The sequence below is a fragment of the Hyphobacterium sp. SN044 genome, from assembly GCF_021864465.1.
Classification (GTDB): Bacteria; Pseudomonadota; Alphaproteobacteria; order Caulobacterales; family Maricaulaceae; genus Hyphobacterium.
Genome location: NZ_JAKKUV010000014.1, coordinates 1 through 23141, shown reverse-complemented (window position 1 = coordinate 23141; position 23141 = coordinate 1). Strand labels below are relative to the sequence as shown.

Here is a 23141-nt window from a genome sequence, read left to right as displayed (position 1 = left end):
TCAAACGCATGAAATGCCTGCGAAATCGCTTCCGGGCCACGCCCTGTCGGGAAGCATCGCCGCACCCGGCGACAAGTCGGTCTCCCATCGGGCTCTGATCCTGGCGGCGCTGGCCTCGGGCGAAAGCCGGATCACCGGCCTTCTGGAAAGCGCCGACGTGCTCGCCACGGCGCGCGCCGTCGCGGCGCTGGGAGCCGGAGTGCACCGCGACGGCGAGGGCTGGCGCGTGGTCGGCACGAACGGGCGATTCCGTTCGCCGGACCGGGCGCTCGACCTTGGAAACTCGGGGACCGGCGTCCGCCTGCTGATGGGCGCGGTCGCCGGGACGGGCGCAACCGCGGACTTCACCGGTGATGCCAGCCTCTCCTCCCGGCCGATGGCGCGGGTGCTGGACCCGCTGACGGCGATGGGGGCGGACTGCACCTCCACCGGCGGGCGTCTGCCCGTTCGGATCACGGGTGGTCCCCTTCGTCCCGTCGACTGGTCGCCGGAGATCGCTTCCGCGCAGGTGAAGTCCGCCATCCTGCTCGCCGCGCTGGGCGCGCAGGGCGAAACCATCGTGCGCGAACCCGCCCCGACCCGGGACCATACCGAACGCATGCTGCCGCTGTTCGGCGGGCGGGTGGAAACCGACGGCCTTGCCGTCCGCCTGTCCGGACCGCAGGCGCTGATCGGCACACGGATCGACGTGCCCGGCGACCCGTCCTCGGCGGCCTTCGCGCTGGTGGCCGGGCTGATTGTGCCCGGTTCGGCGGTGACGCTGACCGGCGTCATCGCCAACCCCGCCCGCGACGGGCTTTACCGCGTGCTGGAGCGGATGGGCGCGAAACTGACCCGGACCCCGGGCCGCGCCATGGCGGGGGAGGAGACGGTCGATCTGTCGGTGGAGACGAGCGCGCTCAGGGGCGTCGACCTTGAGGCGGACATCGCCCCCTCCATGATCGACGAATATCCCATCCTCGCCGTCGCCGCGGCCTTCGCCGGCGGGCAGAGCCGCTTCCGCGGCCTGGCCGAGCTGCGCGCCAAGGAAAGCGACCGCCTCGCCGGAACCGCCGCCCTTCTCGCCGCCAATGGCGTGGCGGCACGGATCGAGGGCGACGACCTGATCGTCAGTGGCCTTGGACCGGCCGGCGTGCCCGGCGGTGGCAAGGTCGTCACCCATGGCGACCACCGCCTCGCCATGGCGGGCCTCGTCATGGGCTGCGCGGCGCGCGAGGCGGTGCGGATTGATGATGCGGCGATGATCGCGACCAGCTATCCCGGCTTCATCGACGACATGCGCGCGCTGGGCGCCCAAATCGAATGCGAAAATCGGGAGACGGCATGATCATCGCGGTGGACGGCACGCTGGCCTCGGGGAAGGGCACGATCGCGAAGGCACTCGCGAAGGCCTTTGGCCTGGCCCATCTCGACACCGGCGCGCTCTACCGCGCGACGGGCGTCGCCGTCATTGAAGCCGGCGGCGATCCGGCCGATCCCGAGGCCGCCGAGCGGGCCGCCCGCACTCTTGATGTCGAGGCGATCGACGAGGCGAAGATCCGCACCGCCGAAGCGGGCCTGAACGCCTCCGTGGTCGCGGCCCAGCCGCGCGTGCGCCAGGCCCTGTTCGACTTGCAGCGCAGCTTCGCGGCCCGTCCCGGCGGCGCGGTGCTGGACGGGCGCGATATCGGCACGGTGATCTGCCCCGACGCGGACGTGAAACTCTATGTCGATGCCGACCCTTCGGTGCGCGCCGAACGCCGCTGGAAGGAATTGACCGCAAAGGGCGAGACCGTCGCCCTCGCCACGATCGCGAAACAGCTGGCCGAGCGCGACGCCCGCGATTCGGGGCGCGCGGACGCGCCGATGCGTGCCGCGGACGACGCCGTCTTGCTGGATACGAGCCAATTGAGTATAGACGCGGCCGTCAGCGCCGCGATCCGGATCGTCACAGACAAGACGGGTCGGCAGCCTGGCGCTTAAGCCGGACGACGCTTCGGACCCGTCCGCGCCGGGGAGACATCCTCCCGGCGGCGGTCCGTTTCGCCGTTCACCTGTTGAACCCGAGCCCGGGCACGTCCGATCGAGGATATGTTCCGGTTCATTGAAGTGAGAGTGCGCCCCGGCGGCCAATGATCCGCCCCGGCCCATCTGTAGCGACGGCCCCCGCGACCTCTCAGGAACTCCTAACTCCATGTCCAACAACGAAACCCTTACCCCCTCGCGTGACGATTTCGCCGCCATGCTGGAAGCCAGCCTGGCCGGCCGCGACCTCGCCGAGGGCTCCGTCGTCGAAGGCCGCGTGACCGCGGTCGAGAATGATTTCGTGGTGGTTGACGTCGGTCTGAAGACCGAAGGCCGCATCCCGCTGCGCGAATTCACCGGTCCGGGCTCGAAGGTCCCGGCGGTCGGCGACACGGTCGAAGTTTTCCTCGAGCGCATCGAGAATGCGATGGGCGAGGCGGTCATCTCGCGCGACAAGGCACGCCGCGAAGAAAGCTGGGATCGCCTCGAAAAGGCCTTCACCAAGAAGGACCCGGTCAACGGCGCCATCGTCGGCCGCGTCAAGGGCGGCTTCACCGTCGACCTCGGCGGCGCGTCGGCCTTCCTTCCCGGCTCGCAGGTCGATATCCGCCCGGTGCGCGATGTCGGCCCGCTGATGGGAATGGAACAGCCCTTCGCCATCCTCAAAATGGACCGTCCGCGCGGCAATATCGTCGTGTCGCGCCGGGCCGTTCTCGAAGAGAGCCGCGCCGAACAGCGCGCCGAGCTCGTCGGCCAGCTGGCCGAGGGCGAGACCCGCGAAGGCGTGGTCAAGAACATCACCGATTACGGTGCGTTCGTTGATCTCGGCGGCATCGACGGCCTCCTGCACGTCACCGACATGAGCTGGAGCCGCGTCGGCCACCCGAGCGAAGTCGTGGAAGTCGGCCAGACGCTGAAAGTCCAGATCATCAAGATCAATCCGGAGACCCAGCGCATTTCGCTCGGCCTGAAACAGCTGATGAGCGATCCGTGGGAAGGCGTGAAGGCCAAGTATCCGGTCAACGCCACCTTCAAGGGCCGCGTCACCAACATCGCCGAATACGGTGCCTTCGTGGAACTGGAACCGGGCGTCGAAGGCCTGGTCCACGTCTCCGAAATGTCCTGGACCAAGAAGAACGTCCATCCGGGCAAGATCGTCTCCACCTCGGAAGAGGTCGAGGTCATGGTCCTGGACGTCGACGAGGACAAGCGCCGCATCTCGCTCGGCATCAAGCAGACCCAGCGCAATCCGTGGGACGTGCTGGCCGAGAAGCACCCGATCGGTTCGACCGTGAAGGGCGAGATCAAGAACATCACCGAATTCGGTCTCTTCGTCGGTATCGACGATGAAATCGACGGCATGATCCACCTCTCCGACCTCGACTGGAACCGTTCCGGCGACGAGGCCGTGAAGGACTACAACAAGGGTGATGTCGTCGAGGCCAAGGTGCTGGACATCGACGTCGAGAAGGAGCGCGTCTCCCTCGGCATCAAGCAGCTGGCCAACGACCCGATGGACTCCACCGGTGCCCGCCGCGGCGACACCGTCACCGCCACCGTCACGGAAGTGACCACGGGCGGTATCGAGGTGGCGTTCGGCGATGCCGGCATGAAGGCCTTCATCCGCAAGTCGGACCTGGCCCGCGATCGCGGCGAACAGCGCCCCGAGCGTTTCGCCGTTGGCGACAAGCTCGATGCGCGTATCACCAACATCGACAAGGGCTCGCGCCGTGTCTCCCTCTCCATCAAGGCGCTGGAAATCGCCGAGGAAGAGGAAGCCGTGCGCGAATACGGTTCGTCGGATTCGGGCGCTTCGCTGGGTGACATCCTCGGCGCAGCCCTGAAGGAACGCGGCGACGCCCCGGCCGAAAAGGCTCCGGCCAAGAAGGCCGAGACCAAGACGGCGGACAAGGGCGGCGACACGCCGGACTTCGACGCCATGACCAAGGCCGAACTGGTCGAGTATGCCGAAGCCAACGGCATCGAGATCAAGAAGAGCGCCAAGGTCGACGAAGTGCGCGAGGCGGTGAAGGCGGGCGCCTGATCCGACTGGCATTCACTGACGTGATGGACAGCCGGAGGGGCAACCCTCCGGCTGTTCACTTTTTGCGGCAAGTGCGCGGTCTTCATTGACGCAACCTGCTGATGAAGGCAGGCTTCCGGTCCTGATAACCGCCCGAGGATGCATGGCATGATCAAGTCGGAACTGATCGCCCGTCTGGCCGAGGCGTATCCCAATCTCTTCCACAAGGATGTGGAGCGGATCGTCAACACCGTGTTCGACGAGATCGCCGAAGCCCTGTCACGCGGCGACCGGGTCGAACTGCGCGGTTTCGGGGCGTTCTCCGTGCGCCACCGCCCGGCCCGCGACGGACGCAATCCGCGCACCGGCACCCCCGTCTCGGTGAAGGAAAAATACGTGCCCTTCTTCAAGACGGGCAAGGAACTCCGCGAGCGGGTCGACGCCTCGCGCTGAGGCTTTTCGCTTTCCCTTCCGGGATTTGCGGTTCAATCTTTCCCCGGACACGAATCCGGGGAGGGATTGAATCATGTTCAACGAATTCAAGAAATTCGCCATGCGCGGCAATGTCGTCGACCTCGCGGTCGGCTTCATTCTGGGCGGGGCGTTCTCCACCATCGTCCGTTCCTTCGTGGACGACATTCTGATGCCGCCGCTGGGCCTGCTTCTGGGCGGGGTGGACTTCACCAACCTCTTCATCGTGCTGGGCGATGCCCAGTATGAGAGCCTTGCCGCCGCGCAGGAGGCCGGGGCCGCGACGATCAATTACGGCCTCTTCATCAACAACATCATTTCCTTCCTGATCCTGGCCTTCGCCCTTTTCCTGATGATCAAGGGCATGAACAGGATGCAGGAGAAGAAGGCCGACGACGTGCCGGAACAGCCGCCGGCCAAGCCGCGCAACGAAGAACTGCTGGAAGAGATCCGCGACCTTCTCAAGAAGGGCTGAGCGGACTATCTGACATTCGGGACGGGCGGGGCCTTCAAGCCCCGCCCTTTTCGTTTCGGGGACAAGCCATGCCGGTCGATGCCAAGATTTGCGGTCTGACGACGCCGGACGCGGTCGATACCGCGCTCGCAGGCGGGGCGCGCTTTCTGGGCTTCGTCGTCTTCCCGCCCAGCCCGCGCCATGTCGTACCAGCGAACGCCGCCCCTCTGGCGGACCGGGCGCGCGGAAAGGCGGACATTGTCGCCGTCACCGTCAATGCCGATGACACCCTGCTGGCCGACATAAGGGACAGGCTGAAACCCGATTGGATACAGCTGCACGGGTCGGAAAGCCCGGACCGCGTAAGCGCGGCGAAGGCCTATGCCGGAAAGGGCGTCATCAAGGCGCTGCCGATCCGCGAGGCGGAAGACCTTGCCGCTGTCACTGCCTTCGCCGACGCCGCCGACATGCTCCTGTTCGATGCCAAACCGCCGAAACACGCCAGTCGTCCGGGCGGCTGGGGCGAGGCCTTCGACTGGACGCTCCTCAAAGGCGCTGCGATTTCCCGTCCCTGGCTCTTGTCCGGCGGGCTGACCCCCGCCAATGTCCGCGCCGCCGTTTCGGCCTCCGGGGCCGGGGCGGTGGATGTCTCCTCGGGCGTGGAATCCGCGCCGGGGGTGAAGGACAACGCCCTCATGGCCCGCTTTCTCGAAGAGTGCCGAAAATGACGTGTTTTGCCGTGTGCACCCCACCCCGACCCTCCCCTCAAGGGGAGGGAGTCGCGCCGGCGTTTCATTCCCTCCCCCCACGGGGGAGGGACAGGGTGGGGGGAGACAAGAAATGAACTCACGCCCCAACGCCTTTTCGCAATGGCCCGACGCGCAAGGCCGCTTCGGCGATTATGGCGGCCGTTTCGTCGCCGAAACGCTGATGCCCAACATATTACGGCTCGAGAAAGCCTATGAAGCGGCGAAGAGTGACCCGGAGTTCAAGGCGGAGCTCGATGAATTCGCGCGCGATTTCGTCGGCCGTCCGAGCCCGCTCTATTTCGCCGAGCGCCTGACGGAAGAATTCGGCGGCGCTGACATCTGGTTCAAGCGCGACGAGCTCAACCACACCGGCGCGCACAAGATCAACAATTGCCTGGGTCAGGTGTTGCTGGCCAAGCGAATGGGCGCGACCCGCATCATCGCGGAGACCGGCGCGGGCCAGCACGGCGTCGCCACCGCCACGGTCGCGGCGCGCTTCGGCCTGCCCTGCATCGTTTACATGGGCGCGACCGATATCGAGCGGCAAAAGCCCAACGTCTTCCGCATGAAGCTGCTCGGCGCCGAAGTCGTGCCCGTCACCTCCGGCACCGGCACGCTGAAGGACGCCATGAACGAGGCGCTGCGCGACTGGGTCACGCATGTGAAGGACACCTTCTACGTTATCGGCACGGTCGCCGGCCCGCACCCCTATCCGGCCATGGTCCGCGACTTCCAGTCGGTGATCGGCCGCGAGGCGCGCGCCCAGATGCTGGACCGGATCGGGAAACTGCCCGACGCGGCGGTCGCCTGCATCGGTGGCGGCTCGAACGCCATGGGCCTCTTCCACCCCTTCCTCGAGGACGAGAGCGTCCGCCTGATCGGCGTCGAGGCCGCGGGCAAGGGGATCGAGACCGGCGAACACGCGGCCAGCCTCAATGGCGGCGAGCCGGGCATCCTGCACGGCAACCGCACCTATCTCCTGCAGGACGCGGACGGCCAGATCATCGACGCCCACTCCATCTCCGCCGGGCTCGACTATCCGGGCATCGGGCCGGAACACGCCTTCCTGCACGATGCCGGGCGCGCGGAATATCTCTCCGCTACCGATGAAGAGGCGCTGGAAATGTTCCAGCTTTGCGCGAAGCTGGAAGGCATCATCCCGGCGCTCGAACCCGCCCACGCGCTCGCGCGGGTGCGCGACCTCGCGAGCGAGCTCGGGAAGGGCAAGACCATCCTGATGAATATGTGCGGCCGCGGCGACAAGGACGTCTTCGCGGTGGCGGAGCATCTGGGGGTGGGGCTGTGAGGGCTCCCCCCTCCGCCTCGCATGCGCTCGGCACCTCCCCCGTAAACGGGGGAGGAAAACCGGTGGTGCCCTTCTCTTTCCTCCCCCGCCTGCGGGGGAGGTGGTCCGAAGGACCGGAGGGGGGATGGATCACTGCCATTATCGCAGTCTTTGCTGCGATGCTCTTCTCTAGTGCTGCCGCAGCGATCCCGAACATCAGCAACCCGACTGGTAGCTGGCGCGACGAAGGCGGTGTCCTTTTCGTTGTGACGCATTTCGAAACCATCTACTACCCGGATGCGCCGCGCAGTCGTGACCCGCGCCCGGACGAGGAAGAGGGCGAAGCCCGCGTGCTTTTGGTCAATCGGACGCTAGAGACCCGCAGTGGAACCCTCCGTTGTGCGCTGTTCCACGATAGCGATATGGCGCTTTGGCAAACTGATCCCGTCGCATTCTCGCTTGAGCCTCTCGAAGTTCGTGAGGTCGATCTGACTAGTCCCTATCTACAAAGTGCCAGCTCTATGAGTTGCGGCGTTGAATTGACCGAGTCGACCGAATGACCTCCCGCTTCACAACCACCTTCGCCCGCCTGCGCGCGGAGAACCGCGCCGGCTTCGTCGCCTATGTCATGGCCGGGGACGGCGACACGGAAGCCTTGCTGGATGCCCTGCCGGGCGCCGGGGCGGACGTGATCGAGCTCGGCCTGCCCTTCACCGACCCGATGGCTGATGGCGCCGCCATCCAGGAGGCCGGACAGCGCGCACTGAAAGGCGGGATGAATACGAAGAAGGCGCTGCAGCTGGCCCGCGCCTTCCGCGCGAAGCATGCCGATACGCCCCTCGTCCTGATGGGCTATGCCAACCCGATCCACCATTATGGCTGGGCGGATTTCGCGACCGACGCGGCGGCGGCCGGCGTTGACGGCATCATCTGCGTCGACCTGCCCCCCGAGGAGGACAAACCGCTGCGCGACGCGCTGGCCGCACACGGCCTCTCCGTCATCCGCCTCGCCACGCCGACGACCGATGACGAACGCCTCAAGACCGTCGCGGAAGGTTCGGGCGGCTTCGTCTACTACGTCTCCACGACGGGAGTCACCGGGGCGGGGATCGGCGCAGCCACCGATGTCAGCGCCGCCGTCGCGCTGGTACGCAAGGCGACCGGCCTGCCCGTCGTCGTCGGCTTCGGCGTGCGCACCGAGGAGGCGGCCGCCGAGATCGCCAAGGGATCGGACGCCGTGGTCGTCGGGTCGGCGATTGTCAGCGCCAACCATGACGGCGGCACACAAGCTGCTATAGACTTGGTCAAACGCCTGTCGGCCGCCGTGCGCGGTGCAATGCGGGACGCTTCATGAGCTGGCTTGAAAAACTCACGCCTCCGGGCGTGCAGAAAATGTTCTCCAAGCGGGACACGCCGGAGAATCTCTGGGTGAAATGCCCGGTCTCCGGCGAGATGGTCTTCCACAAGGATCTGGAAGCCGGCCTCTATGTGACGCCCGCCGGGCATCACATGCGCATCGGCCCCGATCTGCGCTTCAAATTCACCTTCGACGGCGTCTGGCGGGAAATCCCGATCCCGGACGTCCCGAAGGACCCGCTGAAATTCAAGGACGACAAGCCCTACACCTCGCGCCTGTCCGCGGCCCGCAAGAAGACTGGCCGCGAGGACGCGATGGCGATCGGCGTCGGGAATATCGGCGGCGTGGAGACCACCGTCCTGGTTCAGGACTTCGCCTTCATGGGCGGGTCGCTGGGCATGGCGGCGGGCGAGGGCTTCATCAAGGCCGCGCACACGGCGGTCGAGCACCGCACCCCCATGGTCGTCTTCACCGCCGCGGGCGGCGCGCGCATGCAGGAAGGTTGCCTCTCCCTGATGCAGATGCCCCGCACCACGCTGGCGGTCGAGGAGCTGCGCGAGGCGGGCCTGCCCTACATCGTCGTCCTCACCGATCCGACCACGGGCGGCGTGACGGCGAGCTACGCCATGCTGGGCGATGTCCACATCGCCGAGCCGGGCGCGCTGATCGGCTTTGCCGGCCCGCGCGTGATCGAGCAGACCATCCGCGAGAAACTGCCGCCGGGCTTCCAGCGCGCCGAATACCTGCTCGACAAGGGCATGGTGGACAAGGTCGTGCACCGCCGCGATCTGCGCGGCGTGCTGTCGCGCATCCTTCGCACGCTGATGAAGCGCACCGGACCGAACCCGGCCGCGACCAGCGACAGCCGCGCCGTCGCCTTGCCGGACGCCAGCGAAGGCTGACCGGACATGACCGCCGAGACCACCGGCGAGGTGCTGAAACGCCTCGCCGGACTGCATCCGCGCTCGATCGACCTGTCTCTGGACCGGATCGAACGGCTTCTGGCCGCGCTCGGCAATCCGCATGAAAAGCTGCCGCCCGTCGTCCATGTCGCCGGCACGAACGGCAAGGGCTCGGTCTGCGCCTTCCTGAAGGCCATGTGCGAGGCATCGGGCGAGCGCGTCCACCTCTACACCTCGCCGCACCTCGTCCGCTTCAACGAGCGGATCGAGCTGCGCGGCCAGCCGGTCGACGATGCCCGCCTGATCGATGCCCTCAAACGCGTCGAAGCGGCCAATGACGGCCGGTCGATCACCTTTTTCGAAGCGACGACGGCCGCCGCCCTCCTCCTCTTTGCCGAAACCCCGGCCGACCGGGTCATCCTCGAAGTGGGCCTCGGCGGGCGCTGGGATGCGACGAATGTCATTGCCAGGCCGGAACTGACCGTCATCACCCCGGTCAGCCTCGACCATCAGGATTATCTCGGCGATTCGCTGGGCGGCATTGCCGGAGAGAAGGCGGGCATCCTGAAATCCGGCATCCCCGCCATCATCGGCCCGCAAGAGGATGAGGCGCTGCGCGTCATCGAGCGCGAGGCGTTTCAAAAGTCCGCACCGATCACCCTGCATGACCGCGACTGGCGCTGCTGGAGCGAGCAGGGCCGGATCGTGTTCGAGGAGGAGAACCTCGTCTGGGACCTGCCCGCCCCGGGTCTGACCGGCGGCCACCAGATCGACAATGCCGGGATCGCCATCGCCGCGGCGCGCGCGCTCGGCCTCGGCGAGGAAGCGGTCCGCGCCGGGCTTGGAACGGTGCAATGGCCGGCCCGGCTGCAGCACCTGACACGGGGGCAGATCGTCGAACTGGTTGAAGGCGGCGGCGGCGAGCTCTGGATCGATGGCGGGCACAACCCGTCCGCCGGCGAGGCGCTGGCCCGCGCCATGGCCGATCTCGAAGCGCGCCGCTCCATGCCGCTCGTCCTCGTCTGCGGCTTTTCCGCCTCGAAGGACGCGCTCGCCTATCTGAAGCACTTCACCGATCTGGCGCGCTGGGTCGTCGCGGTGGAGTTCGACACCGGCCGCGAGCCGTCCAAGACCCTCGCCGAGGTCAAGGCCGCCGGGCGGGCCGCCGACATCATGTGCGACAGCGGCAGTACGCTGATCGGCGCGATCGGCCGGGCGCTGACGCTCACCCGCCCTGCGCCGCGCATCCTCGTGTGCGGCTCGCTCTATCTCGCCGGGCAATTGCTCGCCGAGATCGAAGGCGTCACGCCGCAGAAGACACCGGGATAGAAAAAGGGCGCGGACCGAAGTCCGCGCCCTTCTCGAAACGCTCCGTTCGAAAAAGATCAGGCAGCGACGCTGGCCAGCGTGTCCTTGATCCATTCCTCGATCTTGCCCTTGGCCATCGCGCCCATCTTGGTCGACACGACCTGACCGTTCTTGAAGATCATCAGGGTCGGGATGCCGCGCACGCCATATTTCGCCGGCGTCATCGGGTTGTCGTCGATATTCACCTTCGCGACGGTGATGCTTGATCCCATCTCGCTGGCGATCTCGTCGAGGGCCGGGGCGATCTGTTTGCACGGTCCGCACCATTCCGCCCAGAAGTCCACGAGAACGGGACCCTGCGCGTTGAGAACGTCGGCTTCGAATGCATCATCGCTGACGGCTTTGGTCGCCATGACCGGCTCCTTTGCTGAGATTGCGACTCACTCCGGCGGCTGCCGGAAACTGGCCCTCACCTAGGAAGCGGTGGGGGTATCGTCAAGTTTTCACGCCTGTGCGGAAAAGCCCTTCGCGAGTGCAGCATCAAGGGATTCGCCGGGCAATTCCATCAGGCGCGGCCCGTCCGTCCAGAGAAGCGCGCACCGCACCGTCTTGCCCGGGTGGATCGCCTGCAGGAGCGCGCGGTAGGCGGCCATCTGCATCCAGTAGATATCCGCCACGCCGGAGAGATCGCCGGGCGGCGGCCGGTTGGTCTTGTAGTCGATGATCTGGACTTCGTCCGCCGTCACGACGAGCCGGTCGATCTGGCCGCTCAAGGTCACATTTTCGGGAAGGCCCGGCGCATGCCCGCCGATCGACACTTCCGCCCGGCTGCCAGGCCCGAAGATCGGTCCGAAGTCGGGATGGCCGAGGACGCGCAGCGTCTCGGCCGCGATCTCCGCACGTTCGGAGTCCGGCAAGTCCGGTTGCCGCGACAGATAGCGCTCGGCCGCGCCCGCGCGCCGCTCTTCCGGCAGGTCGGGCAGGGTCTGCAAGAGCTTGTGGACCAGATTGCCGCGCCGGAAGCGGTGCGCCTGGCTGCCCGATAGCGGCGACAGCATGGCCGGTTCGGCCACCGCGGCCAGCTGCGACGGCGCCATCGACCGGCGCGGCGCGTGCTCGGCCGGGGCGGGCGAAACCGCCCATTCGGGGATCGCGTCTTCCCCGGTCTCACGCCTTGCGGCCCCGAGCGCCCTCGGCACATCGCCGAGGCGGCGGCCGGGAGCCGTCGCACCGGGCACCGGGCTGTCGAACTCCGCCCAGCTTTCCCCGGCCCACAGCGTATTCAGCCGCTCATACCAGCTGCGTTCGGCGAGACCCTCCTTGCGATTGCCCAGTGCCGCGCCGCACACGATCAGCCGGCTTTCCGCGCGCGTCAGCGCGACATAGAGCAGGCGCCAGCTCTCGCCTTCGGCGTTCTCGGCCTCGGCGGCCCGCAGGGTGGCGGGCAGTTCCGGTTCGGCATCGGTCTTCAGCCCCCAGACCCAGCCGAACTCGGGCGAGCGGAAAAGGGAGGATTTCGACCCCGGCGAGGGCGGCGACACCGTGTCGGGCAGGAAGACGATCGGCGCCTCAAGGCCCTTCGAGGCGTGAACCGTCATCACCCGGACCTCGCCACGCCCGGCCTCCATCTCGCGCTTGATGTCGCCGGTCTCCCGGTCCATTGCGCCGACGAAGCGGGTCAGCGACGGCGTCTCCTCGCGTTCGAAGGCGAGCGCCCGGGCGAGGAATTCCTCGATCGCGTCGCGCTGTTCCTCGCCCAGCCGGGCGAAGAAACGCTTCAGCCGCGTCTCTCCGGTCGGCGTCACCTCGCCCAGGAAGCGCGCGAAGACGACATGAACCCCGGTCGTCCGCGCCGAGTTCAGAACCCGTTCCAGCGCCGCCTTCGCCTCGGCGAAGCGCGGATCGGCGCTTTCGCGCAGCACCTGCCACAGCGTCTTGCGGCCGCGATCATAGGCGAGGTGGTAGAGCGCGGCATCGTCCAGCACAAAAGGCCCGCCCGCCGCATGGAAGGCCGGAGACTTCAGCACTTCGGCAAGCGAGAGATCGTCATCCGGATTGAGCGCGAAACGTGCGAGCGAGAGCAGATCCTGCACCGCGACCTGCTCGGTCAGCACCATGCGGTCCGCCCCCGCGACCGGCACATTGCGGATTTTCAGCTGACGGATGACCTCGGTGAAGAAGCCGTCGCGCTTGCGCACGAGGATCATGATGTCCTGCGGCCGCACGGCGCGCACCCCGCCCTCATGGGCATGATCGGGGACGGCCTCGCCGGCCTTCAGCATGCGGTCGATCTCGCCGGCGATGGCACTGGCGAGCTGCATCTTCGGACTGCCCGGCGTGTCCAGATCGACCGGGCTGAACGGGTCGATGTCTTCCGGCTTCTCCGGCTTCGGCACCAGCGGCCAGATCTCGATCGTGCCGGGCTTGTCGAAGGCGGGCAGGTGCGACTGGTAGCGCGTGAAGGCGGTCTCGCTGCGCGCGTAGCGTGTCTCCTCGGTGACGAGATATTTCACCTCCGGCGCGCCGCCTTCCGGGCCGAAGGCGAGATCGACGGCGGCAAGGACAAGGCCGGACGACCGGAAGGAGGCGTTGAGGCCCGGCCGCTCGAACTTCCTCTCCGCCATCGTCGCCTGTCCGGCCAGCCGCTCTCCCCAGGAGATGAAACCCTTCGGGTCCGCTCCCTGGAAGGAATAGATCGACTGCTTCTCGTCACCGACGCAGAAGACGGTCTCCTCCGTCTCCCGCCCGCCGGCGAAGAATTCGTCGGCAATCGCCTGGATCAGCGACCATTGCTCCGGTGCGGTATCCTGTGCCTCGTCGACGAGGATGTGGCTGATGCCGCCATCCATCCGGTAGCGCACCCAGTCCGCGGCTTCCGAACGCTTGAGCAGGCGCGCGGCGGCATGGACGAGATCGGAGAAGTCGAGCTTTCGGGCCGCCGTCAGCGCGTCGCCGTATGCGGACAGAAACACCGACGCGATCCGCAGCGCCGCCGCCGTATCGCCCGCGACCTGCGCGGCGCGCACGCGGTCACGCGCGTCGGTCATGCGCTTCAACTCGTCGTCGAAAAGCGCGGCGATGGCCGGGAAGCTCTCGGCGAACCCCTTGGTCAGCAGTTTCGCAAACGGCGTCTTCTCGCCATTCCCGGTGAAGAAGGCGGCGCAATACGCATCGAAGGCGGCGGCATTGTCCGGGGCGGACAGGGCAAGGGCCAGCGCTTCCCCCTTCGCCGAATCCTGCTTGCCACCGGTTAGAAGCTGGTCGCGCGCCGAAGCCAGCGCGTCATGCGGTGCGGCCTCCCAGCCTTCGGTCCGGGCCGCGTCGGCGGTCAGGACTTCGGGCACGCCGAGTGCATCGTGCAGCTGCGCGATCAGGCCGTCCGTTCCCGGATCGTCGAACAAATCGCCGAGACGCTGTCGGTCGAAAACCGCTTCGGTCAGGACGGAATCGAGCGCTTCGCTCGACCGGGCCGCGAGGGTTTCGAGCGCCGCGCGCATCACCGGGTCGCGTCCGGCGGCCCGCATCACCTCTGTGCGGGCGATCCGGCGGAAGCGGTCGGCATGCGCCTCGTCGACCACATCGAAACCGGGCGGAACCCCGGCCTCCAGCGGAAAGCGTTTGAGGAGGCTTTCGCAGAAGGCGTGGATGGTCTGGATCTTCAGGCCGCCGGGCGTCTCGAGCGCGCGGGCAAACAGGCGGCGTGCGCGGGTCAGGTCGTCGCGCGACGGCTCGCCGATCAGCCGCTCCAACTCGTCCTTGAGCGGTTCGTCGGCCAGCACTGACCAGCCGCCCAGCCGGTCGAACAGCCGCGTCTTCATCTCCCCCGCGGCCGCCTTGGTATAGGTCAGGCAGAGAATGGTGTCCGGCGCGACCCCGTTGAGAAGGAGGCGCGTCACCCGGTCGACGAGCACCCGTGTCTTACCCGACCCGGCATTCGCCTCGACGAAGATGTTGTAGGCGGGATCGGCGGCCCGGGCCTGCGCGGCGCTGGCGAGATCGATGACGGAGGTCATGACGTCTCCCCCTGGCCCTCGCCCGCAGCGCTGTCAGCCCACTCGCCGCGGCGGGCAAGCTGGTCGAAGTCGCCATAATCGTCTGTATACTGCGCGCGCGGTTGCGACAGATAGGGCGTCGCCGGGTCGGCATACTCGGCGATCAGCTTGCGCAATATGTCCAGATACTGGTCGCGCAACTCCGCCGAGGGGTCGTCCTTGTCGACCCGCACCTCCTCGCCCGGCTTCGCGCTACCGGAGATGCGCACATAGATCAGCCCGCCCGGATCGCCCGCGGCCACGCCTTCGAACCCGCCCTCACTGCCGATCAACGCGGTCAGCGGCAATTGCGGTTCGAAGCCGGCCTTCGTCGCTTTCTTGTTGGGCGGCACGCCGGTCTTGTAGTCGATCAGGTCGAGCAACCCGTCCGGCGTCAGATCGATCCGGTCGGCCCGGCCATGCAGCGTGAATTCGGTCTCGGGGTCACTCCAGCTGCCCTTCACCTCGATCCCGGCGGGTTTCAGGCCCAGCGCCAGCCTCGCCCGGTGCCAGTCGAGGAAGTACCGCGCGGCGCGGGCAAAGCGGATCTCTTCCTGCGCCCTCCGGCTGTCGTCAAACCCGGCCAGCGCGATGGCTTCGCCGCCGCGCTCCGCCAGCCAGTCGACGGCATCGCCCGGAACCTGGTCGCCGAATTCACGGACGAAATCCTCGAACACGCCATGCCAGGCCGAGCCGCGCTCGCGGTGCTCTGGCTCGAGATCGGCGGCGTCGAGCTTTTTCAGGCCAAGGACATAACCGGCATAGATCGCATACGGATCGCGGATCCATTTCCGGATCGCGGTGACGGACAGCTTCGTCGGCCGGGCTTCGACCGGCGGGGCAGGCTTTGGCGGTGGGGCGGGGGTGACCGCAACCGGCCGATCCAGCGCGGCGGCGAGGCTCAGCCAGTCGCGCTTGGGAGTGAGCAGTTCGGCCCCGGCATCGGTACCGCGCGCCAGCATTTCCAGCCGCCAGACCCAGCGCGAGGCGACCGCCGGAGCGCCATCGACCTTCACCGAGCGCGTCAGTATGGCTTCCGGCGCGGCGGCGGCCTGCGCGAAATCATGCGCCGACAGGCCGATCCGGCGCTCAGGCGCGCCGAGCCCCGCTTCGAGCCGCATGCCGCGCGACATCCACGGATCGGCGCCTAGCCCGGCCGGCCAGACGCCTTCATTGAGGCCCGCGAGGATCACAAGGTCGGCGCTCAGCCCGCGCGCTTCCAGCGGGCCAAGAAGTTTCAGGCGCGGATGCAGATCCCCTTGCGGCCGGACGCGTCTTGCCCCCGCCATTTCCCGCCACGCCGCCGCATAGTCGGCAAGCGTGAGATCGGGCAGCATGTCGGCTTCTTCGAGGAAGGATCGGACCAGCAATGCCGCTGCCTCGCCGCCCTCACTGCCCCACAGCCGCTCCGTACCCGGACGGTCGGACTCGGCCACCGCCTCGGCGATCTGCGCATGTGCCCGCGCCCAGTCGGCGGCGGGCTTTGCACCCCCGTCGAGAAGCGGGTCGAACAGGGCGGCCAGCTGGTCGATCAGGGCCAGCGCGGATTCCGGTTCACGCGGTCTTGCGCGGTTCCCGGTATCGGTCAGGCGGCGTTTCAGCGCGTCGAAATTCCGGCCCGGGCGCGGGCCGCGCAGGCCGATATCGATCGCGCGAATAAGCGCCAGACGGCTCTCGCGCGCCTGCCCGATGGCGAAAAGCGGCGAGGCCGTCAGCGCGGTGAACGCAAGCGCCGATCCCGGTTCGAGCGCGAGGTCGAGCACGAGCTGCAGGAAGCCGCCCGCGCCGGTTTCGGCCAGCGAAAGACCGGCGGAATCGTCGAGCCGGATTCCGAAACGCTGGAGATGCGCCGAGACGCGCCGCGCCAGCGCCCGGTCGGGCGTCACGACCATCGCGGTCTTGCCCGCCGTCTCCAGCGTCTCGCGAAGCATCAGAGCGATGGCGAGCGCCTCGGCTTCGGGGCCGGGGGCTTCGACCAGCGACAATCCCTCGAACCCGCGTTTGAGATAGTCCGCCCCCTGACCTTCGCCGATCCGGTCGATCCGTTTCAGCCAGTCAGCCGTCTCCTCGGCCGGGCGGAGGGCTTCGGCGATGACGCGCTGGCGCGCGCGCATGGCGGGCGTCTCGCCCTCGCTCGGCAGGAGTTTCACATCGCCGCGCTTCACGCCCATCCGGTCGAGGAAGGCCTTGAGCGGCCATTGCGGGTGCTGCGAGTCCGACACGTCGATCGCATCCCAGGCGGCATCATCCGCCTCGGTGTCGAGCCCGGGCAGGATCACGCACCCCTTTTCCAGCATCGCCGCGGCGGCCATCAGATCGGCAGCGGCGGGGATCGAGCCGGTCGATCCGGCGATGAAGACCGGCCCGCGCGGAGGCGTCTCGCGCCAGCGTTCGGCCAGTGCACGCAACAGGACGGAGCGCCGCTGCGCCGGGTCGCTCATCCCCAGTTCTGCCAGCCGCAGTGGCCAAGCCTTCATGACGATAGACAGGAAGTCCACCGATTCTTGGAGATGGGCCGGCAACACGCTGGCGATCCGCTCGCCGAGTGCGGCGAAATCGCCCGTCTCCTCGGTCCAGTAATCGTCGATCAGCACCGCTAGCGGTTCGGCCAGCGCCATCGCCGCGCCGAGCGTCATCGTGCGTCCGGCCGATGTCTCCTTCGCGAGGATCAGGCGGGTCAGTTCGAAATGCCGCCGCGCCGGGTCGATGGCGGGCGGGGCCGCGTCGGCCAGTTCGCCCGGCTCGAAGGGTGGCTCGTCGGCGTCGACATCCCCGATCGGCCGGATCATCGGCAGGATCGCGGCGCCCGTTCCGCCCCGTTCGGCGGCGAAGGCCTCGATCAGCGCGCGTCCCGCGCGGCGGGTCGGGGTCAGGATGGTGATGTCGGCGAGGCTTTCCGGGCCCGTGGCCTCGGTCTCGGCGAGCACCTGCCGGGCCACGGCGCGCAGGAAGTCGCTGCCCGGCGGCAGGGTGAAAAGGCGTGGGCTGGGACGGTCGAATACGCTGGCGGTCACATCATCCCCGAGGCGAGGCGCGCTTCCGCCTCGTCGCGGGCACGCGGATCGCCAACATGCATCCAGAACGCCTCCATCGGAAGGCCGTGCAGGCGGCCTTCGGTGGATAAACGCTTCCAGATCCCGGTCAGCGAGAAGCGGCGGGTGGTCTCGCCGGCGAAGACGCGCGGATGCACGATATGCGCGCCTGCAAAGGCATAGGGCGCGCTCGCGCGATCGCCGCGCCAGTCGAGCCGGCCGTCGGGTTCGAGGAAGAAATCCCCCGCCCCGTCGAAACCGAGCGTGTTCTCCATCGGCGCGAGCAGCAGCAGCACGTCCATCCGCGCAGGGTCCCAGGCCTCCATCAGCCGCACGAGTTCCGGTGCGCCGCGATCGACCCAGACCGCGTCGATATTGCTGACCAGCACCGGGTCCTCGCCCAGCAGCGGCAGCGCCTTCACCATGCCCCCGCCGGTTTCAAGGAGTTCGCCCGTCTCGTCGGAGATGACGAGGTCCGGCTGGCCCGTGCGGGCCTCGATATGCGCCCGCATCTTCTCGGCGAAGTGGTGGATGTTGACGACGGCCCGGTCGACGCCCGCCGCCGCGAAGCGGTCAAGCGCATGGTCGAGCAGGACTTTCCCGCCGACCTCGACCAGCGCCTTTGGCCGGTCATTCGTCAGCGGGCGCATCCGCGTGCCGAGCCCCGCGGCCAGTGCCATGCCGGTCGTGATCCGGGTCATCGTTTCGCTTCCTCGAACACGGCCGGGGCGTGGATCTCGGTCCAGCGTTTCAGCGGCGCGAGCGCGGGATGGGCAAGGTCATTCACGAAATGCCGGGCGACGCGCGGCAGGAAGTCGAGATATTTCGGCTTCCCGTCCCGCTCCGACAGGCGGATGAAAATGCCGAGGATTTTCGCATTCCGCTGCGCGCCGAGCACCGCATAGGCGGTGTCGAACGCCTCCGCACCCGAAAGCGCGGCCTTGTCCATGAAGCGGCGCTTCAGCGGTGCGGCGAGCGCCGGGTCCACGTCGCGGCGCGCATCCTCGATCAGCGAGACGAGGTCATAGGCCGGGTGGGCAAAGAGCGCGTCCTGGAAGTCGAGGAGGCCGACCTTCGCCGGCCCGTCGCGTTCGGGCAGCCAGAGAAGGTTTTCGGCGTGATAGTCGCGCAGCGCCGGACCGGAGGCATGGATGTCGAGCGCGCCGAACAGATCACTCCAGATCGCGTCCCACTCGGCGCGGGCTGCGTTGCTGACTTCCCCGGCGCGATGCTTCGCATACCAATCGAGGAAAAGCCCCGTCTCGGCCCCGAGCGCCGGCGCGTCATAGTCAAGGAGCGGCCATTCGGCCCCGGAATAGCTCAGGCGATCGGGAAAGCTCGACCGGTAGATCGCCGCCAGCGTGTCGATCGCATGCTCGTAGAGCGCCTGTTCGTTCTCGCCCTCGGCAATGGCATGCACGAACAAGCGGTCGCCGAGATCCTCCAGCAGCAGGAAGCCGCGCCCCATGTCGGCGGCGAGGATGCGCGGCGCGGAAAATCCGCGCGCGGTCAGCTCGCTGGCGAGGCCGGTAAAGGCGGTCAGATTGGGTCCGGCCAGCCGCGCGAGCGCATTGTAGCCGAGCTTCACCCGTTCTTCCGGCGTCGCGTCCGGCGGGCAGGCGGCGCTTTCCGCCTTTGCCGGCGCATCCATCAGGATCGCGGTCTCGCCATCCCGTGTGAGGCGGAAATATCGCCTTGTCGACGCATCGCCCGGAAAGGGCTGAACCTGCGCATCGTCCCAGCCCGCTTCGGCGATGAATTCCGTGCGTTCAGCCGCGCGGGTCGAATCCATCGAGCCTGTCCTTCCATTCCGTCCCGCCCGAGATATGCGCCATGCGCCCCTCCGGCGCGAGGCTCAGCTTCAGCGTCAATGCGCCTTCCGGCATGCGACGCCCCATCCGGTCCGGCCATTCGATCAGGACAATGGAGTCCTCGAACGCGTCCTCGAGGCCCAGCTCGTCCAGCTCGCTCTCGTCCTCGATCCGGTAGAGATCGGCATGCAGCAGCGGCGTCCCGTCATGGGTCTCATAGGCCTGGACCAGCGTGTAGGTGGGGCTCGGCGCATCCTCGACGCCCGCGAGCGCCGCGATCATGCCGCGCGCGAACGTCGTCTTGCCGGCGCCCAGATCGCCGACCAGCTGGATCGTGTCACCCGCTCTCAGGCGCGCGCCGAGCGCCGCGCCGAAACGCGCGGTGGCCGCGGCGTCCGTCAGGGGGAAATCGAGCGAATAACCGGTCATGCCCTCGCGCTTAGCGAAGCGCGGCGATGCGGGCAAGCGGGCTCAAGCTTGACTTCGCGCGCCTCGCCCGCCAATTGCCTGCGCTGAACCGCACCAGCCTCAAGACGAAAGCGACATGGCGAAGATCACCTATATCGAGCACAACGGGACCAGGCACGAAATCGATGTGCCGGACGGCCTGTCCGTCATGGAAGGCGCGATCCGCAACATGGTGCCGGGCATCGACGCCGACTGCGGCGGCGCCTGCGCCTGCGCGACCTGCCACGTCTATGTCGACGAGGCCTGGCAGGCCAAGGCCGGCGAACGTTCCTCGATGGAAGACTCCATGCTCGACTTCGCGTCCGAGGTGGAGCCCAATTCCCGCCTGTCCTGCCAGATCAAGGTCACGCCGGAACTCGACGGCCTGATCGTGCGCCTGCCCGAATTTCAGGGATAGGATTCACAATTCCGTCACTCCCGCGCAGGCGGGAGTCCAGTCTTTCGGTTGCTCTGGATTCCCGCCTTCGCGGGAATGACGGTGGGCCTAAACCGCCTTCGCCTCGCCCTTGATCCGGCCTTTGAGGTCCAGTTCCGGGGCGGCATGGGTTTCGGCGGCTTCCTCCGGCAGGTGCACGACCACGGTGGTGCCGCGTTCGGGTTCGGATTCGAGATCCACCCAGCCGCCGTGCAGCTCGACGATCTCCTTGACCAGTGCCAGGCCGAGCCCGGCCCCGCCGCGCACGCCGCGCTCGAAGCGTTCGAAGACGCGCGCCAGGCGTTCAGGATCGATCCCCTCGCCCTCGTCCTTCACCGCGATGCTGGCCGTGCCGTCCTTGTGGGCAAGCGCGATCGTCACCGTGCCGCCCTTGGGCGTGTGGCGGATCGCGTTCGACAGGAGGTTCAGGACGACCTGTTTCAGCCGGCGTGCATCGGCGCGGATCAGCCGGTCGTCGCCGGTCTGGTCGTCGAGCACGATCTTCACACCGGAATGTTCGGCCTTGGCCGCGAAGAAGGCGGCGCTGTCCTCGGCGATCGCGCCGAGATCGGCATCGCCCAGTTCCAGCTCGAGCTGGCCGGCATCGATCGCGGCGACGTCGAGCACGTTGTCGATCAGCTTGGCGAGTTCTTCCGAGGCTTCCTTGATCGCCGTCATCGGGCCCTGCTGGCGGTCGGACAATTCGCCGGCGAAGCCCTGCATGATCATGTCGGTATAGCCGGAGATCGTGGTGAGCGGCGTGCGCAGCTGATAGCTGACATGCTCCACGAATTCGCTCTTGATCCGGTCGGAGGCCTCGAGCGCCTCGGCCCGGTCGCGCAGCGCCTCCTCGATCCGGCGGGAGTCGGTGACATCGTCCCAGGCGATCAGCGTCGCTCCGTCCGGCAGCGGACGTGACAGATAGGTCAGCACCTTGTCGTCGGAGCGCACCCATTCGCCGGTGACGTGCTTGCGCGCCTGCGGCGAAGGGTCGGTGACGCGCGCCTTCATTTCTGCCCAGGCTTCGGCGTCGGGGTGCAGGCCTTCGCAGCGCTTTACGATCTTCTCGAATTCCGGCTGGCCTTCGAGATCGGCGGCCGACAGCTTCCACAGGCTTTCGAACGCGGTGTTGTGCAGGCGCAGCCGGCCGTCCGAGCCAAACACCGCGACCGCCTCGTGCAGCTTGTCGAGCGTCGCGCGCTGGACGTTGATCAGCGTGTTGTAGCGGGCGCGAAGGGCCAGCTCGTCCGTCTTGTCCTCGAAGATCAGCATCAGCCCGCCCAGCGGGTGGCGCTGGCGCGCGACGCGCAGCGTCCGCCCGTCGGGCAGCGGCCACAGCTCGTCGGGACTTTCCTCGCCCGGCGCGGCGTCATAGCGGGCCAGCTCGCCCTTCTTCCACGCCGTGTAGTCGGCCTGTTCGGGCAGCAGGCGCTTTTCGCGCAGCCGGTCGAGCAATTCGCCATGGCTCGGCCGGTCGTTCAGCCAGGACTGGTCGAGCGAATAAAGATGTTCGAACGCCGTGTTGTGGAAGACGAGGCGCTGACCGCGGTCGAACACGGCGACCGCCTCGGCCATGTGGTTGAGCGTGTCGTCATGCGCGCGGCGGAAGCGTTTGAGCGCGGCCTTGGACTCTTCCGCCTCGGTCACGTCGAGCGCGAACCCGGCCGCGCCCCCCGAGACCGGGAAGGTGACGAGGTCGAGCGCGCGGCGCTTACCGCCGATCACGACTGGCCGAGTCCTGGCGATGGCTTCGCCGGCCTTCACCGCCTCGCCCGCCTGGCCCTTGAGGCCCGGATCGAGCGCGATCTGGCGCGAGACCGCATCGGCGGCGTCATTCGCATCGACTGCGCTGGCATAGGCGGCATTGGCCCATTCGAGGCGCCCGGAGGCATTCATCCGCCAGGCCGGGAAGGGCGCGCGTTCCAGCGTGTCGAGGAAGGCGGCCGGGTCGGCCTCGACGATCCGGCTTCTTTCCTCGATCCGGCCGCGCGCGCCGGAAATCTCCATGCCGCGAATGGTCGCGTCGGACAGGAAAAGCGCGATCTGCAGGCCGGCGGCGCGGCCGTCGGCCTCGAGGAAGCGGCCCTCGGGCCCGAGGATGGTCAGCGACAGCGGCTTTCCTTCGGTCACCAGCTGGGCGAAGCGGCGGCGAAGCGTGGTTTCCTCGCCGTCGGCGGCGCGGGCCTCGTAATCGGCGACGCCTTCCAGCAGCAAACTGCCCGGATCGGGTCCGTCGGCGGCTTCGGCGAATTTCAGGAGGCTGGCCAGCGCGGACGGCGAGCCGAAAATGCGCGGCTTGGCCCAGTCCTCGACCGCGCCGCCGGCGAGATCGGGCGGCGTGTCCCACACGAGGACGAGGCCGGGATAGGCGCCGAAGGTGGAATCGGCGCGGGTCAGCTTGTCTTCGAGATCGGTGACGCGGCGCTTCCAGATCGCCTGCGCGGCGCGGGCACCCGTGGTGACGCGCATCGCCCAGACGCTCGCGGCGACGGCGAACATCACCGCTCCGGCGGTCACGACAAGGGTCGCGATCTGGATGCTTTCAGCGCCTGTGGACATGCCCCGTTTCCGTTGGCCCCCTCGATTGGACGCGCGCCCATGATTCGCCCGAATCGGGACTTTAGCGTTAACGCGCCGCTGCGGCGAACGCTAAGGCAGTCTGAACGTCATTCCGGCGAAGGCCGGAATCCAGACCAGCAGACAATCTGGACCCCGGCTTTCGTGTTGTGTCCCGTGAGATTGTTGAGGCGCTGAGCGGGGCTTTCGTAATCGAGACATCGCAGGCGGGTCTGGTTGTAGTTTCGGACGAAGTCGAGGATGTAGCGGTTTCG

The 23141-nt window shown here is 67.7% G+C and carries 19 protein-coding genes; 12 read left to right on the top strand and 7 right to left on the bottom strand.

All coding sequences use genetic code 11. From position 1 onward, the window contains the following. Nucleotides 1–13 precede the first annotated feature (13 nt). From aroA to L5876_RS13935, 11 genes are all read left to right on the top strand, one after another. Entirely contained in the window at nt 14–1327 is a 1314-nt protein-coding gene (aroA, locus tag L5876_RS13985; RefSeq protein WP_236956976.1) for a 3-phosphoshikimate 1-carboxyvinyltransferase, read from the top strand. Continuing rightward, nucleotides 1324–1962 carry a (d)CMP kinase gene (gene cmk / locus L5876_RS13980; RefSeq protein WP_236956975.1) on the top strand — a complete coding sequence of 213 codons (639 nt, stop codon included), beginning with the start codon at nt 1324–1326 and terminating at the stop codon, nt 1960–1962. Before aroA ends, cmk begins: the two co-directional genes overlap by 4 nt. A 211-nt stretch (nt 1963–2173) precedes the next feature. After that, nucleotides 2174–4048, top strand: coding sequence for a 30S ribosomal protein S1 (rpsA, locus tag L5876_RS13975; RefSeq protein ID WP_236956974.1), 1875 nt, complete (start codon nt 2174–2176; stop codon nt 4046–4048). 147 nt (nt 4049–4195) lie between these two features. Next, nucleotides 4196–4480: an integration host factor subunit beta gene (locus L5876_RS13970; RefSeq protein WP_236956973.1), complete on the top strand. Its 285-nt coding sequence runs from the start codon at nt 4196–4198 to the stop codon at nt 4478–4480. 73 nt (nt 4481–4553) lie between these two features. Continuing rightward, nucleotides 4554–4973: a large conductance mechanosensitive channel protein MscL gene (gene mscL, locus L5876_RS13965; RefSeq protein WP_236956972.1), complete on the top strand. Its 420-nt coding sequence runs from the start codon at nt 4554–4556 to the stop codon at nt 4971–4973. 68 nt (nt 4974–5041) lie between these two features. Continuing rightward, the gene (locus L5876_RS13960; protein WP_236956971.1) at nt 5042–5680 is read left to right on the top strand and encodes a phosphoribosylanthranilate isomerase; all 639 of its coding nucleotides are present in this window, start codon (nt 5042–5044) and stop codon (nt 5678–5680) included. 112 nt (nt 5681–5792) lie between these two features. Then, nucleotides 5793–7007, top strand: coding sequence for a tryptophan synthase subunit beta (trpB, locus tag L5876_RS13955; RefSeq protein ID WP_236956970.1), 1215 nt, complete (start codon nt 5793–5795; stop codon nt 7005–7007). 65 nt (nt 7008–7072) lie between these two features. Continuing rightward, entirely contained in the window at nt 7073–7546 is a 474-nt protein-coding gene (locus L5876_RS13950) for a hypothetical protein (protein ID WP_236956969.1), read from the top strand. Continuing rightward, the gene (gene trpA, locus L5876_RS13945; protein ID WP_236956968.1) at nt 7543–8340 is read left to right on the top strand and encodes a tryptophan synthase subunit alpha; all 798 of its coding nucleotides are present in this window, start codon (nt 7543–7545) and stop codon (nt 8338–8340) included. The genes L5876_RS13950 and trpA overlap by 4 nt, the downstream gene beginning before the upstream one ends. Continuing rightward, on the top strand, nt 8337–9245 hold the full coding sequence (accD, locus tag L5876_RS13940; RefSeq protein WP_236956967.1) for an acetyl-CoA carboxylase, carboxyltransferase subunit beta: 909 nt from the start codon (nt 8337–8339) through the stop codon (nt 9243–9245). Before trpA ends, accD begins: the two co-directional genes overlap by 4 nt. Before the next feature lie 6 nt (nt 9246–9251). Continuing rightward, nucleotides 9252–10574, top strand: a complete 1323-nt coding sequence (locus tag L5876_RS13935; protein ID WP_236956966.1) for a folylpolyglutamate synthase/dihydrofolate synthase family protein — start codon at nt 9252–9254, stop codon at nt 10572–10574. A 56-nt stretch (nt 10575–10630) separates the two neighbouring features. Here L5876_RS13935 and trxA read toward each other — a convergent pair whose 3' ends face one another. The 6 genes from trxA to tsaE form a co-directional block, all read right to left on the bottom strand. Then, nucleotides 10631–10966 (bottom strand): thioredoxin TrxA, encoded by a 336-nt coding sequence (gene trxA, locus L5876_RS13930; protein WP_236956965.1) that lies wholly within the window; start codon nt 10964–10966, stop codon nt 10631–10633. Between the two features lie 90 nt (nt 10967–11056). Next, the gene (gene addA, locus L5876_RS13925) at nt 11057–14566 is read right to left on the bottom strand and encodes a double-strand break repair helicase AddA (RefSeq protein WP_236956964.1); all 3510 of its coding nucleotides are present in this window, start codon (nt 14564–14566) and stop codon (nt 11057–11059) included. Continuing rightward, nucleotides 14563–17598 carry a double-strand break repair protein AddB gene (gene addB, locus L5876_RS13920; protein WP_236956963.1) on the bottom strand — a complete coding sequence of 1012 codons (3036 nt, stop codon included), beginning with the start codon at nt 17596–17598 and terminating at the stop codon, nt 14563–14565. Before addB ends, addA begins: the two co-directional genes overlap by 4 nt. After that, nucleotides 17595–18317, bottom strand: a complete 723-nt coding sequence (locus L5876_RS13915) for a nucleotidyltransferase family protein (protein ID WP_236956962.1) — start codon at nt 18315–18317, stop codon at nt 17595–17597. Before L5876_RS13915 ends, addB begins: the two co-directional genes overlap by 4 nt. Next, nucleotides 18314–19408 (bottom strand): aminoglycoside phosphotransferase family protein, encoded by a 1095-nt coding sequence (locus L5876_RS13910; protein ID WP_236956961.1) that lies wholly within the window; start codon nt 19406–19408, stop codon nt 18314–18316. Before L5876_RS13910 ends, L5876_RS13915 begins: the two co-directional genes overlap by 4 nt. Next, nucleotides 19386–19856 (bottom strand): tRNA (adenosine(37)-N6)-threonylcarbamoyltransferase complex ATPase subunit type 1 TsaE, encoded by a 471-nt coding sequence (tsaE, locus tag L5876_RS13905; RefSeq protein ID WP_236956960.1) that lies wholly within the window; start codon nt 19854–19856, stop codon nt 19386–19388. Before tsaE ends, L5876_RS13910 begins: the two co-directional genes overlap by 23 nt. A gap of 115 nt (nt 19857–19971) precedes the next feature. On the opposite strand from tsaE, the gene L5876_RS13900 reads away from it, so the two are divergent. After that, a complete protein-coding gene (locus tag L5876_RS13900; protein WP_236956959.1) occupies nt 19972–20292 on the top strand; it encodes a 2Fe-2S iron-sulfur cluster-binding protein in 321 nt (106 codons plus the stop codon). Nucleotides 20293–20379: 87 nt separating this feature from the next. Here L5876_RS13900 and L5876_RS13895 read toward each other — a convergent pair whose 3' ends face one another. Then, nucleotides 20380–22869: a PAS domain-containing sensor histidine kinase gene (locus tag L5876_RS13895; protein WP_236956958.1), complete on the bottom strand. Its 2490-nt coding sequence runs from the start codon at nt 22867–22869 to the stop codon at nt 20380–20382. Nucleotides 22870–23141 lie beyond the last annotated feature (272 nt).

Excerpts from the sequence above, each read along its gene's own strand:
- aroA (WP_236956976.1), top strand. The coding sequence starts at position 14 with ATGCCTGCGAAATCGCTTCCGGGCCACGCCCTGTCGGGAAGCATCGCC.
- cmk (WP_236956975.1), top strand. The coding sequence starts at position 1,324 with ATGATCATCGCGGTGGACGGCACGCTGGCCTCGGGGAAGGGCACGATC.
- rpsA (WP_236956974.1), top strand. The coding sequence starts at position 2,174 with ATGTCCAACAACGAAACCCTTACCCCCTCGCGTGACGATTTCGCCGCC.
- L5876_RS13970 (WP_236956973.1), top strand. The coding sequence starts at position 4,196 with ATGATCAAGTCGGAACTGATCGCCCGTCTGGCCGAGGCGTATCCCAAT.
- mscL (WP_236956972.1), top strand. The coding sequence starts at position 4,554 with ATGTTCAACGAATTCAAGAAATTCGCCATGCGCGGCAATGTCGTCGAC.
- L5876_RS13960 (WP_236956971.1), top strand. The coding sequence starts at position 5,042 with ATGCCGGTCGATGCCAAGATTTGCGGTCTGACGACGCCGGACGCGGTC.
- trpB (WP_236956970.1), top strand. The coding sequence starts at position 5,793 with ATGAACTCACGCCCCAACGCCTTTTCGCAATGGCCCGACGCGCAAGGC.
- trpA (WP_236956968.1), top strand. The coding sequence starts at position 7,543 with ATGACCTCCCGCTTCACAACCACCTTCGCCCGCCTGCGCGCGGAGAAC.
- accD (WP_236956967.1), top strand. The coding sequence starts at position 8,337 with ATGAGCTGGCTTGAAAAACTCACGCCTCCGGGCGTGCAGAAAATGTTC.
- L5876_RS13935 (WP_236956966.1), top strand. The coding sequence starts at position 9,252 with ATGACCGCCGAGACCACCGGCGAGGTGCTGAAACGCCTCGCCGGACTG.
- trxA (WP_236956965.1), bottom strand. The coding sequence starts at position 10,966 with ATGGCGACCAAAGCCGTCAGCGATGATGCATTCGAAGCCGACGTTCTC.
- addA (WP_236956964.1), bottom strand. The coding sequence starts at position 14,566 with ATGACCTCCGTCATCGATCTCGCCAGCGCCGCGCAGGCCCGGGCCGCC.
- L5876_RS13915 (WP_236956962.1), bottom strand. The coding sequence starts at position 18,317 with ATGACCCGGATCACGACCGGCATGGCACTGGCCGCGGGGCTCGGCACG.
- L5876_RS13910 (WP_236956961.1), bottom strand. The coding sequence starts at position 19,408 with ATGGATTCGACCCGCGCGGCTGAACGCACGGAATTCATCGCCGAAGCG.
- tsaE (WP_236956960.1), bottom strand. The coding sequence starts at position 19,856 with ATGACCGGTTATTCGCTCGATTTCCCCCTGACGGACGCCGCGGCCACC.
- L5876_RS13900 (WP_236956959.1), top strand. The coding sequence starts at position 19,972 with ATGGCGAAGATCACCTATATCGAGCACAACGGGACCAGGCACGAAATC.
- L5876_RS13895 (WP_236956958.1), bottom strand. The coding sequence starts at position 22,869 with ATGTCCACAGGCGCTGAAAGCATCCAGATCGCGACCCTTGTCGTGACC.